This is a genomic window from Pseudomonas sp. LBUM1672, assembly GCF_059695655.1.
In genome coordinates, this window is sequence record NZ_CP166781.1 from 3,290,635 (window position 1) to 3,305,877 (window position 15,243).

Annotated in this window: 14 protein-coding genes; 13 read left to right on the forward strand and 1 reads right to left on the reverse strand. The window is 60.4% G+C overall.

Annotated features, from left to right (window positions below):
• The first annotated feature begins 310 nt into the window (after window positions 1–310).
• The 9 genes from arnB (at window position 311) to ACA053_RS14960 (ending at window position 9,857) form a co-directional block, all read left to right on the forward strand.
• The gene (gene arnB, locus ACA053_RS14920; RefSeq protein WP_497392919.1) at window positions 311–1,459 is read left to right on the forward strand and encodes a UDP-4-amino-4-deoxy-L-arabinose aminotransferase; all 1,149 of its coding nucleotides are present in this window, start codon (window positions 311–313) and stop codon (window positions 1,457–1,459) included.
• The gene (gene arnC, locus ACA053_RS14925) at window positions 1,456–2,475 is read left to right on the forward strand and encodes an undecaprenyl-phosphate 4-deoxy-4-formamido-L-arabinose transferase (protein ID WP_497392920.1); all 1,020 of its coding nucleotides are present in this window, start codon (window positions 1,456–1,458) and stop codon (window positions 2,473–2,475) included. Before arnB ends, arnC begins: the two co-directional genes overlap by 4 nt.
• Window positions 2,472–4,478 carry a bifunctional UDP-4-amino-4-deoxy-L-arabinose formyltransferase/UDP-glucuronic acid oxidase ArnA gene (gene arnA / locus ACA053_RS14930; protein WP_497392922.1) on the forward strand — a complete coding sequence of 669 codons (2,007 nt, stop codon included), beginning with the start codon at window positions 2,472–2,474 and terminating at the stop codon, window positions 4,476–4,478. Before arnC ends, arnA begins: the two co-directional genes overlap by 4 nt.
• On the forward strand, window positions 4,478–5,362 hold the full coding sequence (gene arnD, locus ACA053_RS14935; RefSeq protein WP_109631673.1) for a 4-deoxy-4-formamido-L-arabinose-phosphoundecaprenol deformylase: 885 nt from the start codon (window positions 4,478–4,480) through the stop codon (window positions 5,360–5,362). The genes arnA and arnD overlap by 1 nt, the downstream gene beginning before the upstream one ends.
• Window positions 5,359–7,008 carry a lipid IV(A) 4-amino-4-deoxy-L-arabinosyltransferase gene (gene arnT / locus ACA053_RS14940; RefSeq protein WP_497392923.1) on the forward strand — a complete coding sequence of 550 codons (1,650 nt, stop codon included), beginning with the start codon at window positions 5,359–5,361 and terminating at the stop codon, window positions 7,006–7,008. Before arnD ends, arnT begins: the two co-directional genes overlap by 4 nt.
• A complete protein-coding gene (gene arnE, locus ACA053_RS14945) occupies window positions 7,005–7,349 on the forward strand; it encodes a 4-amino-4-deoxy-L-arabinose-phosphoundecaprenol flippase subunit ArnE (RefSeq protein ID WP_497392924.1) in 345 nt (114 codons plus the stop codon). Before arnT ends, arnE begins: the two co-directional genes overlap by 4 nt.
• Entirely contained in the window at window positions 7,346–7,747 is a 402-nt protein-coding gene (arnF, locus tag ACA053_RS14950) for a 4-amino-4-deoxy-L-arabinose-phosphoundecaprenol flippase subunit ArnF (protein WP_497392925.1), read from the forward strand. The genes arnE and arnF overlap by 4 nt, the downstream gene beginning before the upstream one ends.
• Entirely contained in the window at window positions 7,744–9,123 is a 1,380-nt protein-coding gene (locus ACA053_RS14955) for a UDP-glucose dehydrogenase family protein (RefSeq protein WP_497392927.1), read from the forward strand. The genes arnF and ACA053_RS14955 overlap by 4 nt, the downstream gene beginning before the upstream one ends.
• Window positions 9,124–9,296: 173 nt before the next feature.
• Window positions 9,297–9,857, forward strand: coding sequence for a GNAT family N-acetyltransferase (locus tag ACA053_RS14960; RefSeq protein WP_497392928.1), 561 nt, complete (start codon window positions 9,297–9,299; stop codon window positions 9,855–9,857).
• Here the strand turns inward: ACA053_RS14960 and ACA053_RS14965 are convergent.
• Window positions 9,808–10,773: a LysR family transcriptional regulator gene (locus tag ACA053_RS14965; protein WP_109631689.1), complete on the reverse strand. Its 966-nt coding sequence runs from the start codon at window positions 10,771–10,773 to the stop codon at window positions 9,808–9,810. The genes ACA053_RS14960 and ACA053_RS14965 overlap by 50 nt on opposite strands.
• A 296-nt stretch (window positions 10,774–11,069) precedes the next feature.
• Here ACA053_RS14965 and argH point away from each other — a divergent pair, with 296 nt between their 5' ends.
• The 4 genes from argH (at window position 11,070) to ACA053_RS14985 (ending at window position 15,166) form a co-directional block, all read left to right on the forward strand.
• Window positions 11,070–12,497, forward strand: a complete 1,428-nt coding sequence (gene argH, locus ACA053_RS14970; RefSeq protein ID WP_497311597.1) for an argininosuccinate lyase — start codon at window positions 11,070–11,072, stop codon at window positions 12,495–12,497.
• Window positions 12,498–12,649: 152 nt separating this feature from the next.
• On the forward strand, window positions 12,650–13,528 hold the full coding sequence (locus ACA053_RS14975; protein ID WP_109631694.1) for an amino acid ABC transporter permease: 879 nt from the start codon (window positions 12,650–12,652) through the stop codon (window positions 13,526–13,528).
• Window positions 13,529–13,538: 10 nt separating this feature from the next.
• Window positions 13,539–14,303 carry an amino acid ABC transporter ATP-binding protein gene (locus ACA053_RS14980; protein WP_497392930.1) on the forward strand — a complete coding sequence of 255 codons (765 nt, stop codon included), beginning with the start codon at window positions 13,539–13,541 and terminating at the stop codon, window positions 14,301–14,303.
• Between the two features lie 38 nt (window positions 14,304–14,341).
• Window positions 14,342–15,166, forward strand: coding sequence for an ABC transporter substrate-binding protein (locus tag ACA053_RS14985; RefSeq protein ID WP_497311600.1), 825 nt, complete (start codon window positions 14,342–14,344; stop codon window positions 15,164–15,166).
• The last annotated feature ends 77 nt before the right edge of the window (window positions 15,167–15,243 follow it).

Below are 15,243 nucleotides of genomic sequence, written 5' to 3' on the forward strand. Positions count from 1 at the left end.
GGATTGAAACATTGTTCATATAAAGGGGACACTTCTGTAGGACCATTCTTCTAAAAATCGCGATAAACGGCAGAAGCCTGAACAGTGGCTGTATGACTTTCAGATAAACGATTCGAAGACCGTTTTTTCATGTTCCTTTTACAAAATCGGGCATAACCTTCAATCAACCCGACGAACCCTTGTGGGGCGTCACGCTGCCGGTCGCGGTCCGGAAAGTCAATTGATGGCTTCCTGCTCCGGTGGTCAAACCCTTGAAAACACGCATCTTTCGGCGATTTCGCTGAAGGGCGTCGTTCGCCCGGAGATTCTTATGAATGAGGCGTTTCTGCCCTTCTCCCGCCCCACTATCGGCGAAGAAGAAATCGCTGCTGTAGAGCAAGTACTGCGTTCCGGCTGGATCACTACCGGGCCGAAAACCCAGCAACTGGAAGAGCAATTCGCCCACTATGTCGGCTGCCGTCATGCCGTTGCACTTTCTTCGGCTACAGGCGGCATGCACATCGCATTATTGGCCTTGGGCATCGGTGCGGGCGACGAAGTCATTACGCCGTCCCAGACATGGGTGTCTACCGCCAACATGATTTGCCTGCTGGGTGCCAAACCGGTGTTCGTCGATGTTGACCGCGACACGCTGATGAGTGACCTGGCCAGCATTGAAGCGGCGATCACGCCGCGCACCCGGGCCATCATTCCGGTGCATTACGCCGGTGCCGCCTTCGACCTTGATCCGCTTTACGCCTTGGCCGACAGACACGGCATCCCCGTGATCGAAGACGCCGCCCATGCGGCGGGCACTTTCTATAAAGGTCGGCATGTCGGCGCGCAAGGCACGGCGATCTTTTCGTTCCACGCGATCAAGAACATGACCTGCGCCGAGGGCGCGATGTTCGTCAGCGACGATACCGCGCTGGCCAACCGGGTACGCATGCTCAAGTTTCATGGTCTGAGTGTGGATGCCTACGACCGACTGACCCATGGCCGTAGACCTCAGGCACAGGTGATGGAACCGGGTTTCAAATACAACCTGGCCGACATCAATGCCGCCATTGCCCTGGTGCAGCTGGAACGTCTGGACGCGATCAACGCCAAGCGCACCGAGCTGGCGCGTACCTACCTGCAACGCCTCGAAGGTTCACCGGTGCAACCGCTGGCCATTCCGACGTACCCGCAGCGGCACGCCTGGCACCTGTTCATCCTGCGCATCGATGCCGAGCGCTGCGGACTGGATCGCGATGCCTTCATGAAGTCCTTGCAGGAACAGAACATCGGCACCGGCATTCATTTCATCGCTACGCATCTGCACACCTGGTACCGCCAGCGTTTTCCTGACATTTACCTGCCCAACACTGAATGGAACTCGGCGCGCCTCTGCTCGATCCCGTTGTTCCCCGACATGACCACCGATGACGTCAATCGAGTCGTCGATGCCATTGAACACACCCTGGACGCCAGCCTGTGAAACCCTATCCGATCCGTTGCGTGTCGATCGTCATACCGGTCTACAACGAGCAAGAGAGCCTGCCCGAATTACTGCGGCGCACCGAAGCGGCGTGCCAGCAGCTGCACCATGACTATGAAATCGTGCTGGTCGATGACGGCAGCCGCGACAACTCCGCGCAAATCCTCGAGGACGCAGCCAATCGCGAGTGCAGCCCGGTGGTGGCGGTCATTCTCAACCGCAATTACGGCCAGCACGCGGCAATCATGGCCGGGTTCGAGCAGTGCAAAGGCGACGTGGTGATCACCCTCGACGCCGACCTGCAAAACCCACCGGAAGAAATCCCTCGCCTGGTGGCGCAGGCCGAGCTGGGCTATGACGTGGTCGCCACGGTGCGCAACAACCGTCAGGACTCGGCCCTGCGCCGCTGGCCGTCGAGGCTGATAAACCTCGCCGTGCAGCGCTCAACCGGCGTCGCCATGAGAGATTACGGCTGCATGCTCCGCGCCTACCGCCGCAGCATCGTCGACGCGATGCTCGCCTGCCGCGAACGCAGCACCTTCATCCCGATCCTGGCCAACAGTTTCGCCCGGCACACCACGGAAATCCTGGTGATGCACGCCGAGCGCGAACACGGCGAATCCAAGTACAGCCCCATGCGCCTGGTCAACTTGATGTTCGACTTGATCACCTGCATGACCACCACACCGCTGCGCCTGCTGAGCATCGTCGGTTTCGCCATGGCCGGATTGGGAGTGGCGTTCGCCACCGCGCTGATCATCCTGCGCCTGGTGTTCGGCGCCGAATGGGCCGGCGACGGCACCTTCGTGTTGTTCGCCGTGCTGTTCGTGTTCACCGGCGGGCAATTCATCGGCATGGGCCTGTTGGGCGAATACCTGGGCCGTATGTACAGCGACGTCCGCGCCCGCCCCCGGTTTTTCGTCGAGAAGGTCCTGCGTAGCCAACCCGCCCCCCCGGCGCCGGTTCTCACCTTTGACGGCCTCACTTCCACTTCTTCCGATCAGGTTCTCTCATGAGCGCAAAAGCTGTTGTCTTCGCCTATCACGATATCGGCTGTGCCGGCATCGAAACCCTGCTCGACTCGGGCTTCGACATCGCTGCGGTGTTTACCCACGCCGATGATCCGAAGGAAAACGCCTTTTACGCCTCCGTTGCGCAGTTGTGCGCGCGCAAGGGCATCCCGATTCACGCCCCGGAAGATGCCAATCACCCGCTGTGGATCGAGCGCATCAGCCAGCTCAATCCCGACTACCTGTTCTCGTTCTACTACCGCCACCTGCTGAGCGAACCGCTGTTGGCCACGGCGCGCAAAGGTGCATTCAACCTGCACGGTTCGTTGCTGCCGCGCTACCGCGGTCGCGCGCCGGCCAATTGGGTGCTGGTCAACGGTGAAACCGAAACCGGCGTGACCCTGCACCGTATGGTCAAACGTGCCGACGCCGGCGCGATCATCGCTCAGCAACGGGTGGCCATTGAACGCAGCGACACGGCGCTGAGCCTGCACGGCAAATTGCGCGTGGCCGCCATCGACCTGCTGCGCGATGCCTTGCCGGCGTTGCTCGCGGGTCAAATCAGCGAAACCGCGCAGGACGAATCCCAAGCCACGGTGTTCGGTCGTCGCACCGCGGCCGATGGCAAACTGGTCTGGCAAAAACCGGCCGAAGAACTGTTCAACCTCGTTCGCGCCGTCACCCAGCCTTACCCGGGCGCATTTTGCGCCGTGGGTGAGCACAAGCTGATTGTCTGGAGCGCAAAAGTCGCCAAGGGCAATGAAGGCCTGGCGCCGGGGCGGGTTATCAGCGTCAATCCGCTGCGCATTGCCTGTGGCGAAGACTCTCTGGTGATCAGCGCCGGCCAGCGCAACGACAACGGCTTTTACCTGAGCGGGCCGCAACTGGCCAACGAACTGGGGCTGGTCGAGGGTTCGGTGTTGCGTGGTGCCGAGTCTGGCCGCGCGCCGCGTCGCACTCGGGTGCTGATCCTTGGCGTCAACGGGTTCATCGGCAATCACTTGTCCGAGCGTCTGCTGCGTGACGACAAATACGAGGTGTACGGCCTCGACATCGGTTCCGATGCCATCGACCGCTTGCGCAGCCATCCGCGTTTTCACTTCGTCGAAGGCGATATCAGCATTCATTCCGAGTGGATCGAATACCACATCAAAAAGTGTGACGTGATCCTGCCGCTGGTGGCGATTGCCACGCCGATCGAATACACCCGCAACCCGCTGCGGGTGTTCGAACTGGACTTCGAGGAAAACCTGAAACTGGTGCGCTACTGCGTCAAATACAACAAGCGCGTGATTTTCCCTTCCACCTCCGAAGTCTATGGCATGTGCCAGGACCAGAACTTCGACGAAGACAGCTCCAACCTCGTCGTCGGCCCGATCAACAAGCAGCGCTGGATCTATTCGATCTCCAAGCAATTGCTCGACCGGGTGATCTGGGCCTACGGCCAGAAAGGCCTCAACTTCACGCTGTTCCGGCCTTTCAACTGGATGGGCCCGCGTCTTGACCGTCTGGATTCGGCGCGGATCGGCAGCTCCCGGGCCATCACTCAATTGATCCTCAACCTGGTGGAAGGCACGCCGATTCGTTTGTTCGACGGCGGCGAGCAGAAACGCTGCTTTACTGACATCGCCGACGGCGTCGAAGCGCTGGCCCGGATCATCGACAACGAAAACGATGCCTGCAATGGTCAGATCATCAACATCGGCAACCCCGACAACGAGGCCAGCATCCGCCAGTTGGGCGAAGAGCTGTTGCGTCAGTTCGAAGCGCACCCGTTGCGTGGCAACTTCCCGCCGTTCGCCGGTTTCCGCGACGTGGAAAGCAAGGCTTTCTACGGCACCGGCTATCAGGACGTGTCCCATCGCAAACCGAGCATCGCCAACGCCAAGCGCCTGCTGGACTGGACGCCAACGGTGGAGATGAGCGAGACCATCGGCAACACGCTGGATTTCTTCTTGCGCGAGGCCATGTTCGAGCAAGCGGAGCGCTCTTCAAAAGAGGCATGCTGATGCAGGCAGGCCTTCGAATCGATGTCGACACTTACCGAGGCACCCGTGAGGGCGTGCCGCGGCTGCTGGACATCCTCGATGAAGCGCAGGTCAAGGCGACGTTTTTCTTCAGCGTCGGGCCGGACAACATGGGGCGCCATCTGTGGCGCCTGATCCGCCCGCAATTCCTCTGGAAAATGCTCCGGTCCAACGCCGCCAGCCTGTATGGCTGGGACATTCTGCTGGCCGGCACCGCCTGGCCAGGCAAACCGATCGGCCGCGACCTCGGGCACCTGATGCGTCAGGCCCGGGATGCCGGCCATGAAGTCGGCCTGCACGCTTGGGATCACCATGGCTGGCAAGCCAATGCCGGGCGCTGGAGCGACGCGCAATTGATCGAACAGATCCGCCAGGGCGTGGACAGCCTCAGCGATATCCTCGGGCAAAAAATCGAGTGCTCGGCGTCTGCCGGCTGGCGCGCGGACGAGCGTGTGATCGAAGCCAAGCAAGCCTTCGGTTTTCGCTACAACAGCGATTGTCGTGGCCAATGCCTGTTCCGGCCGACGTTGGCTGGGGGTGGATTGGGAACGCCGCAGATTCCGGTGGACCTGCCGACCTTCGATGAAGTGGTGGGCCCGACCGTCGCAGCCAAGGACTTCAACAGTTTCACTCTCGATCGATTCACCCCCGAAAAACTCAACGTGTATACGGTTCATGCCGAAGTAGAAGGGATTCTGATGGCCAACGATTTCCGCCGACTGCTGGCCGATGCGCGCCTGCGTGGCATCGGCTTCAAACCTTTGGGCGATTTGCTGCCCGAAGCCCTCGACACCTTGCCAACAGGCCGTGTCGTGCGCGGCACGCTCGAAGGCCGGGAAGGCTGGCTGGGAGTGCAAGGCGTATGAGTCAACGCTGGGCACTGCCGCTGCTGCTGGGGATTTTTCTGTTGGCGTATCTGCTGCCATTGAGCAGCCATGGCTTGTGGATCCCCGACGAAACCCGCTACGCGCAAATCAGCCAGGGCATGCTCCTGAGTGGCGACTGGGTGTCGTCGCATTTCATGAACGTGCGTTATTTCGAAAAACCGGCAGCCGGTTACTGGATGATCGCCGCCAGTCAGGCGCTATTTGGTCAGAACCTGTTTGGGGTGCGCTTTGCCTCGGCCCTAAGCACTGGCCTGAGCGTGGTGCTGTGCTTCTTGATCGCCCGTCGACTGTGGAACGAACCGCGCAAGAGCTTTGCCTGTGCGCTGCTGTACATGAGTTTCACCGTCATTGCTGGCGCTGCGGGCTATGCCAACCTCGATCCGCAATTCACTTTTTGGGTCAATCTGAGCCTGGTCGCTTTGTGGTTTGCGCTGGACAGTGTCCGCCGTGGCCCGCGCCTGATCGGCTGGGCGGTGCTGGGACTGGCGTGCGGCATGGGTTTCCTGACCAAGGGTTTCCTGGCCTGGTTGCTGCCGGTGCTGATCGCCCTGCCCTTCATGATTTGGCAAAAACGCTGGCGTGAGCTGCTGGTCTACGGGTCGCTGGCGGTTGTCGTGGCTATCGCGGTGAGTCTGCCGTGGGCGCTGGCGGTTCACGCCCGGGAGCCCGATTACTGGCGGTTCTTCTTCTGGCACGAACACATCCGTCGCTTCGCTGGCGACGATGCCCAGCATGATGCGCCGTGGTGGTTTTATCTGCCGTTGCTGGTCGCCTTCAGTTTGCCGTGGGTGGGTTTATTGCCTCCCGCTTTGAAGCAGGCATGGCACACCCGCGCGCAGGCCCCCATCGGGTTCCTGTTGTTGTGGTTGCTGATGCCGCTGCTGTTTTTCAGCCTCAGCAACGGCAAGTTGCCGAGTTACATCCTGCCGTGCCTGCTGCCACTGGCGTTGTTGCTGGGCCACGCGCTCGCCGACCGCTTGCAGTTGGAACAAGGTCGGGCCCTTGGGATCAACGGCTTGCTGAACCTGCTGTTGGGCCTGACCACCCTGTTCATCCTGGTCTATCTGCAACTGCAAAAGCCGATTTACGACCATGAACTGCACAACCTGATGCTGGTGTTCATCGGCCTGATCGGCTGGATCATGGCCAACCTGCTGCAAGCCTTCAGACCCCTGCAATGTTGGACGGCGCCGGCGTTCGGCAGCCTGCTGCTGATCGGGCTGCTGCCCGCCGGGCTGCCCGATTCGGTAGTGGCCAACAAGATGCCCGACCAATTCATCCGCGAACATGCCCGGGAACTCGGGCAGACCGACCGCCTGCTGAGCAACGATCTCGGCGCTGCGGCCGCCCTGGCCTGGCGCCTGAAGCGCCCGGACGTGGCGTTGTACAACACGATAGGCGAACTGAAATATGGCCTTGCTTATCCTGACTCGGTGCAGCAGCGCGTCGATCCCGATCAGGTTCAGCAATGGATGCGCAACGCCCGGCAGAGCGGCTCGGTCGGCGTGGTGATGCGGGTCAAGGGTGAGGACGAGCTGCAAGAAATCGAACGCCTGCCCAAGGATGGCAAACGCTATGAACAAGGCAATCTGGTGATTCTGATCTTTCCTCAGGGTGCGTCATGAGCCTGCTCCTGCTGTTGGCCGCGTGCCTGCTGACCTGCCTGGGCCAGATCGCCCAGAAGTTCGCCGTCGAGAGCTGGCGCGCGAAGCCGTCGGCCTGGGGCGAGAAACTGCGTTCGCCGTGGTTGTGGCTGGCACTCGCAGCGCTGGGTGCAGGCTTGCTGGTCTGGCTGCTGGTGTTGCAGCGCCTTGAAGTCGGCATCGCTTACCCGATGCTGAGCCTGAATTTTGTACTGATCACCCTGATCGCCCGCTTTGTCTTTCACGAACCCGTCGACCGCCAGCACTGGCTGGGCGTGGCGCTGGTGATCGGCGGCGTGATGCTGCTGGGGCAACACGCATGAGCCTGCGTCGCGGAACTACCTTCGCCATGGGCAGCGTACTGCTCGGCAGCGCGGCGCAGTTGGGCATGCGCTGGAGCATGACGCGCCTGCCGTCGCCAGAACATTTACTGACTTCCAGTATCGATCCGACGGCGGTCGCCGTGGTTCTGGGCGCGATCCTGGCCTACGCCCTTTCAATGCTCTGCTGGCTCGCCGCCCTGCGCGATGTGCCGCTGGGCCGGGCCTATTCGCTGCTGAGCATCAGCTACGCGCTGGTGTATCTGCTGGCGGCCAGCCTGCCGCTGTTCAACGAAACGTTCAGCCTTTCAAAAAGCCTCGGGGTGGCCCTGGTCATGCTCGGGGTCATCACCATCAACACCCGTCCAGCTCGCGCGCCCGAACTCAGGAGTGCCTCATGAAAATCAGTGTATTTGGTAGCGGTTACGTTGGCCTGGTGCAAGCCGCCGTCCTGGCGGAAGTCGGCCACGACGTGGTCTGCATGGACATTGACGAGAAGAAAGTCGAGTTGCTGCAACAAGGCCACGTGAGCATTTTCGAACCGGGTCTGGCCAGTCTGGTGCGTGAAAGCCTGGAAGCCAGGCGGCTGCAGTTCACCACCGACGAAAAACTCGCGGTGCAGCATGGTCAGGTGTTGTTTATCGCCGTCGGTACACCGTCCCGGGACGATGGCTCGGCGGACCTGCGCTATGTGCTGTCGGTGGGCGAAGCGGTAGCGCGGCACCGTGAGCAGCCGGTGATTCTGGTGGAGAAATCCACGGTGCCGGTAGGCACGGGCGACACCTTGCGCGCGCATATCGACAAGTGCCTGATCAAGGTCGGCCGCTTGCTGCAGTTCGATATCGTCTCCAACCCCGAGTTTCTGAAGGAAGGCTCGGCCGTGGCGGACTGCCGGCGCCCGGACCGGATCGTCATTGGCTGCGAAAGTGATGAGGTGCGCGACGTGATGCGTGACCTCTACGCGCCGTTCAACCGCAACCACGACCGCATCATGTTTATGGACCTGCGCAGCGCCGAGCTGACCAAGTACGCGGCCAACTGCATGCTGGCGACCAAGATCAGCTTCATCAACCAGATCGCCGAACTGGCCGAACACTTGGGTGCAGACATCGAATCGGTGCGCCTGGGTATCGGCGCCGACTCGCGCATCGGCTACCACTTCATCTACCCCGGCTGCGGTTATGGCGGCTCGTGTTTCCCCAAGGACATGCGCGCATTGATCCACAGCGCCGAAGAGGCGCACTGCTCCAGCGATCTGCTGCAAGCGGTGGAAGCGATCAACCAGCGGCAGAAGCACAAGCTGTTCGAGCGCATCAATGCGTTCTATCAGGGCGACTTGCGCGGCAAGACGTTTGCGCTGTGGGGGCTGGCTTTCAAACCCAACACCGACGACATGCGCGATGCGCCGAGCCGGGTGCTGCTGGAATCGCTTTGGGCCGCCGGCGCCAGCGTGCGGGCGTTCGACCCGGAAGCCATGCAGGAAACCCAGCATCTGTATCCCGACGAGTCGAAGTTGATGCTGATGGGTACGCCGGAATCGGTATTGGCCGGCGCCGATGCGTTGGTCATTTGCACCGAATGGCAGCAGTTCAAGGCGCCGGATTTCAATCTGATCCAGCAGCGGCTGAATGCGCCGGTGATCTTCGACGGACGCAATCTGTACGACGCTGAACGCCTGGCGCGCAATGGTTTTCTGTACTTCCCGATGGGGCGTGGTGAGTCGCGCAAGTTGCCGATTCCGCATCAGCAATGGCCGGCGGCTCAGGTGGTTGCTTGATTGCGTTGTGCTAGCCCCGTAGCAGCTGCCGAGCACCGCGAGGCTGCGTTCGGCGACGCAGTCGTCGTAAAACCTGCGCATGCGGTTCACCTGATAAACCGCGGTGCCTGACTTCACGACTGCTTCGCAGCCGAACGCAGCCGCGTTGCTCGGCAGCTGCTACAGTGCCGCGCATGAATTTTATTGTCCGCCGCGCGCACTTTGACGACGCCGCCGCCCTCCCCGCCATCGAGCGTTCGGCGGCGGAGCTGTTTCGCTGTGACCCTTCACTGGCCTGGCTCGCCGATGCTCCGGTGCCTAATGCCGTACACCATCAACAGGCAATCGAGCAGGAAGATGTTTGGGTGGCAGAATCCGCCGATGGCGCACTGATGGGATTTGTCAGTGCGGTTGAAATCGACAACGAACTGCATATCCAGGAACTGTCCGTCAGCCAACTCTTTCAAGGCCGCGGCGTTGGACGAAAGTTGCTGTTAGCGACCATTGAATGCGCCCGGGATCGAGAACTACACGGTCTGACCCTGACCACGTTTCGCGATGTGCCATGGAATCAGCCGTTTTATCAGCGCATGGGCTTTGAAACATTGAGCCCGGCACAACTGAGCCCACGTTTAACAGCAGTATTGAACAACGAAGTGGCCCACGGTTTACCCGGCGAACGCCGTTGTGCGATGCATTTGAACCTTAGACCGGCGCCTTCAGATCCACACCCAACGCCCGCGCAAACGCCTTGACCAGCGGACTGCGCACGGTGTTGTGCCGCAGGATCAGATTGAACGGCGTGACGATGCTGATCAGGTCCGGGCGCACCGCGCGAAATTGCCCCTGAGCCACCATCGATGCGGCGTAATGCTGCGGCAGAAAGCCCAGGAAGCGCCCGGTCTTGATCAACAATGCCACGGCTTCCACCTGGGTCGCCGACGCGGAAAAACTGTCGTAGTGGGCAAAATTCAGTTTGTCGCGATGAATCGCGTAGCGGTGGTTGATGAACTCGTAATCCTTGAGCATATGGCTGCCGATTTCGGCGTCCGGCACCGAGAACAAGGGATGGCCGACCGCGCAGTAAACCTCCGAGCGTTCTTCATAGAGCGCGTAGTAATCAAACTCTTCACGCTTCTGATAAACCGGGACGATTCCCGCCACTAACCGCCCCTCGACCACGCCTCTTTCAACTTCATCCAGTTGCGAAGCCTGAAGTTGAAACCTTACTTTAGGCGACTCTTCATTCATCCTTCTAAGTGCAGTAACTAACGGCGAATGAGCATCAGAGATTGTATTGTCAATAACCCCCACACCCAGATCACCGACAAGTTCATTCTGCGCTGAACTAAGCCGATCACGAAAGTTGTCGACCGAGGCAAACAAGTCGATGGACGCCTGATACACCAGGCTGCCTTCTTCGGTCAGGTGAAAACCTTCCCGGCCTCGGGTGCACAGGCGCATGCCGATGCGGATTTCAAGGTCGGAGATCTGTTTGCTGATGGCCGCCAGCCCCACATTCAGCTCGTTCTGGGCCGCACTGAAACCGCCGGCCTCGACCACGGCCTTGAACACTTTGAGCAGTTTGAAATCCAGCCCACTGAGGGTCAGCGGCGCGCGATGCGACGTTTTCAGCGGCGGGTTTCCGGAATTGGAAAGTGGGGTTTCCATAATGCTTATTTACCTCTGGCGCCCTATTCAACACTCTGTGTCCAACAACAAAAACAGTGCTGGTAAATAATAATGACCACAGAAAACCAGGCTTGGCAACCGCTAATAATCCCCGTACTTCAGTGCCAACTCACTGATTCCGAACTATTAAAAGCTGACACTTCGATCAGCTCTCGCAACGATGCAACTGCCCTCTTGAAACCTGCTTTGGCCTAACCACGCCCGAATAATTTCCGGCGAGTGTTCAAGGCCTTGCACACCGAATTCAGTTCGCTTTACCGACGAGGAAAACAACAATGTCTCAAACCACCGACCGTCTCTGGGGTGCGCGCTTCAAAAGCGGCCCGTCCGAAGCCCTGGCGGCCTTGTCCCGTTGCCCTGAGCGCTACTTTCGCCTCACCCCGTATGACCTCGCCGGTTCCAAAGCGCATGCCCGTGAATTGCAACGCGCCGGACTGTTGAGCGAGCAGGAAACCCTGACCATGCTCGATGCGCTGCAGCGCATTGGCGATGACTTCCGCGCTGGCAGCATCGCGCCGACCCTGGATGACGAAGACGTCCACACCTTCATCGAGCGCCTGCTGACCGAACGCCTCGGCGCCCTCGGTGGCAAGCTGCGCGCCGGGCGTTCCCGTAACGACCAGACCGCCAACGACCTGCGTCTGTTCCTGCGCGATCACGTGCGCACCCTGGCCGTTGAAGTGCTGGCCTTGCAGCAAGCGTTGGTGGATCAGGCCGAGCAACACATCGAGAGCATCTGCCCGGGTTTCACTCACCTGCAACAGGCCCAGCCGATTGTCTTCGCTCACCACTTGCTGGCCCACGCGCAATCGATGCTGCGTGACGTGCAACGCCTGGTGGACTGGGACAATCGCACTTCGCTGTCACCACTCGGTGCAGCGGCCATGGCCGGTTCCGCCATCGCGCGCCTGCCACAGCAGTCGGCCAAGGAAATGGGCTACAGCGGCGTCTGCGAAAACTCCATCGATGCGGTGGCCAGCCGCGATCACGTCGCCGAGTTCCTGTTTATCGCCAGCATGCTCGGGATCAACATCTCCCGCCTCGCCGAAGAATTCTGCCTGTGGTCGTCGCGGCAATTTCGCTGGGTCGCGCTGGACGATGCCTACGCCACCGGCAGCTCGATCATGCCGCAGAAGAAGAACCCGGACATTGCCGAACTGGCCCGGGGCAAGGCTGGCCGGTTGATCGGCAATCTCACCGGTTTGCTGTCGACGTTGAAATCCCTGCCGCTGTCGTACAACCGCGACTTGAGCGAAGACAAGAACGGCGTGCTCGACAGCGTCGACACCCTGTTGCTGGTGCTGCCAGCCATGGCCGGAATGGTTGCGACCATGAAGGTCAACGTCGAAGAACTGCGTCGTCAAGCGCCACTGGGCTTCACCCTCGCCACTGAAGTTGCTGACTGGCTGGCGGTGCGCGGCGTGCCGTTCAAGGAAGCGCATGAAATCACTGGTGCGCTGGTCCAGGCCTGCGAGAAACACGATATCGAACTGTGGGAGGCCTCCCCGGCGCTGCTGGCCGAGATCGACCCGCGCCTCAAACCGGAAGTGCGCGACAGCCTGACCCTCGAAGCCGCCATCGCTGCGCGCAGTGGCTGGGGCGGCACCGCGCCGCAGCAGGTGCGCGAGCAGATCGGGCGCTTGAAAACCGCCCTTGCCGCGCAGCACGAGTGGACCGAGAACTATCAGGGTTTCCGACTCTAACGGCCGCCACGCATAACCCTGTGGGAGCTAGCCTGCTAGCGATTTGGCTCTGTCTGACAACCATTCGCTGATTGACACACCGCAATCGCTAGCAGGCTAGCTCCCACAAGGATCTGTGTTGGATTTGAAAGAACAGTGTACGGAGAAACAACATGAGCCAGACTCAGGCAGAACGACTCCAGCGGGAGCGAAAACTGGCGGAAAACCAGTTCGACATCACCCAGTACCACCACGTCCCCCGGCGTTACTACGGGCGGATTTTCTTCGCCACCGTGATCGTCATTGCGATTCTCGGGCTGGTGCGGGCCTTCGCCGAAGGTAAGATCGAATGGTCGTACATCGGCCAGTTCCTCACCTCGCAAGCGATCATGTGGGGTTTGCTCAACACCATCGTCATGGCGGTGCTGGCGATGGCCCTGGGCATCGTCTTCGGGGTCATCACGGCAATCATGCGCATGTCGGCCAACCCGATCCTGCGTTATGTGGCAGTGACCTACACCTGGCTGTTTCGCGGTACGCCGCTGATTCTGCAACTGCTGTTGTGGTTCAACCTGGCGCTGATCTTCCCCACCATCGGCATCCCGGGTCTGTTCGAAATGGACACCGTGAGCCTGATGACGCCGTTCGTGGCCGCCCTGCTCGGTTTGAGCATCAACCAGGGCGCTTACACCGCCGAGGTGGTGCGTGCCGGGCTGTTGTCGGTGGACACCGGACAGTATGAAGCCGCCAAGTCGATCGGCATGCCACGCCTGCAAGCGTTGCGCCGGATCATCCTGCCGCAAGCCATGCGCGTAATCATTCCGCCGGTCGGTAACGAGTTTATCGGCATGGTGAAAATGACCTCGCTGGCGAGCGTCATCCAGTACTCCGAACTGCTCTACAACGCCCAGAACATCTACTACGCCAACGCCCGCGTGATGGAGCTGCTGATCGTCGCCGGTATCTGGTACCTGGCCACCGTCACCGTGCTGTCCTTCGGTCAAAGCCGTCTGGAGCGTCGTTTCGCTCGCGGCGCCGGCAAGCGTTCTTGAGGAGTCGAACATGAGAAGCATCGTCAAGGCCGTGAGCCTGAACAAGTATTACGACCAGTTCCACGCGCTCAAGGACGTCAACATCGAAGTCGAGCAAGGCGAAGTGCTGTGCATCATCGGCCCGTCCGGCTCCGGCAAAAGTACCTTGCTGCGTTGCGTCAATCAGCTGGAAAAGATCGACAAGGGCGGCCTCTGGGTCGACGGCGAACTTGTGGGCTACCGGGTCGTCGGCAACAAACTGCACGAACTCAACGAGTCGCAGATCGCCCGTCAACGCCTGACCACCGGCATGGTGTTCCAGCGTTTCAACCTGTTCCCGCACATGACTGTGCTGCAAAACATCATCGAAGGGCCGTGCCAGGTGCTCAAGCGTTCGCCCAAAGAGGCGCACGAAGAAGCCTTGGAACTGCTCGCCCGCGTCGGCCTGGCCGACAAGCGCGACAGCTACCCGATCGAGCTGTCGGGTGGTCAGCAACAACGCGTCGCCATTGCTCGTGCATTGGCGATGCGTCCCAAGCTGATGCTGTTCGATGAACCCACTTCGGCACTCGACCCGGAACTGGTCGGTGAGGTGCTGTCGGTGATGCGCGACCTCGCGCAAACCGGTATGACCATGATCGTCGTCACCCATGAACTGGGCTTCGCCCGTGAGGTTTCCAACCGCATGGTGTTCATGGACGGCGGGCAGATCGTGGAGGCTGGAAGCCCCGAAGAAATACTAATAAGTCCGCAAAACCCGCGCACCCAAAGCTTCATTTCTGCCGTTCGAACCTAAGCGCCAGCTGGCGTAACAACACTCATAAGAGAACGACCATGAAGAACATAGTTATCCCCGCAGTACTCGCAGGCGTTATGGCTTCCGGCTTCACCTGGGCCGCCGAATTACCGGCCAGCATCAAGGAAAAAGGCGAGGTCGTGGTAGCGATCATGCCGAACTACCCGCCGATGGATTTCAAGGACCCGGCCACCAACACCCTCACCGGTCTCGACGTTGACCTGGGCAACGCCCTGGCTGAGCGCCTAGGCGTGAAGATCAAATGGCAGGAAACCGGCTTCGAGCAAATGATCAATGCCCTGACCACCGACCGCGTGGACATGGTGATGTCGGGCATGACCGACACCGCCGAGCGCCAGGCCAGCGTGACCTTCGTCGACTACTTCACCAGCGGCCCGCAGTTCTACACCTTGCAGAAGAACAAGGACTTCAACGAGATCACCGACCTGTGCGGCAAGAAAGTCGGCACCAGTCGCCGTACCACCTTCCCAGCGGAAATCGCCGAATACAGCAAGGCCCACTGCGAAGGCGCCGGCAAACCGGCCATCGTGGTCGTCGGCACCGAAGGCTCGGCCGACGCCCGCGCGCAACTGCGCCAGAGCCGTATCGATGCGGCGATGCAGGGCAGCGAGACCCTGCCGTATCTCAAGACCCAGGAAAAGGACATGTACAAGACCGTGGGCCTGCCGATCTCCCAGCAGTTCACAGGCCTTGGCGTGAGCAAGAAAAAGCCTGAGCTGAGTGAAGCGTTGAAGGTGGCATTGCAGAGCATGGTGGATGACGGCACTTACCAGACCATCCTGAAAAAATGGGATCTGGAACTGGGTGCAATCAAAACCGTGACCATCAACGCCGGGAAATAACTCGATTCGTAGCAGCTGCCGAGCCTGCGAGGCTGCGTTCGAGGACGAAGTCCTCGCAAATCCTGCGTTCACGGTGT

Bases quoted from the DNA above. Each gene is read 5' to 3' on its own strand.
- ACA053_RS14965 (WP_109631689.1), bottom strand. From the start codon at position 10,773: ATGGAAACCCCACTTTCCAATTCCGGAAACCCGCCGCTGAAAACGTCG.
- ACA053_RS14975 (WP_109631694.1), top strand. From the start codon at position 12,650: ATGAGCCAGACTCAGGCAGAACGACTCCAGCGGGAGCGAAAACTGGCG.
- arnT (WP_497392923.1), top strand. From the start codon at position 5,359: ATGAGTCAACGCTGGGCACTGCCGCTGCTGCTGGGGATTTTTCTGTTG.
- argH (WP_497311597.1), top strand. From the start codon at position 11,070: ATGTCTCAAACCACCGACCGTCTCTGGGGTGCGCGCTTCAAAAGCGGC.
- arnD (WP_109631673.1), top strand. From the start codon at position 4,478: ATGCAGGCAGGCCTTCGAATCGATGTCGACACTTACCGAGGCACCCGT.
- ACA053_RS14985 (WP_497311600.1), top strand. From the start codon at position 14,342: ATGAAGAACATAGTTATCCCCGCAGTACTCGCAGGCGTTATGGCTTCC.
- arnA (WP_497392922.1), top strand. From the start codon at position 2,472: ATGAGCGCAAAAGCTGTTGTCTTCGCCTATCACGATATCGGCTGTGCC.
- ACA053_RS14960 (WP_497392928.1), top strand. From the start codon at position 9,297: ATGAATTTTATTGTCCGCCGCGCGCACTTTGACGACGCCGCCGCCCTC.
- arnF (WP_497392925.1), top strand. From the start codon at position 7,346: ATGAGCCTGCGTCGCGGAACTACCTTCGCCATGGGCAGCGTACTGCTC.
- ACA053_RS14980 (WP_497392930.1), top strand. From the start codon at position 13,539: ATGAGAAGCATCGTCAAGGCCGTGAGCCTGAACAAGTATTACGACCAG.
- arnE (WP_497392924.1), top strand. From the start codon at position 7,005: ATGAGCCTGCTCCTGCTGTTGGCCGCGTGCCTGCTGACCTGCCTGGGC.
- arnB (WP_497392919.1), top strand. From the start codon at position 311: ATGAATGAGGCGTTTCTGCCCTTCTCCCGCCCCACTATCGGCGAAGAA.
- ACA053_RS14955 (WP_497392927.1), top strand. From the start codon at position 7,744: ATGAAAATCAGTGTATTTGGTAGCGGTTACGTTGGCCTGGTGCAAGCC.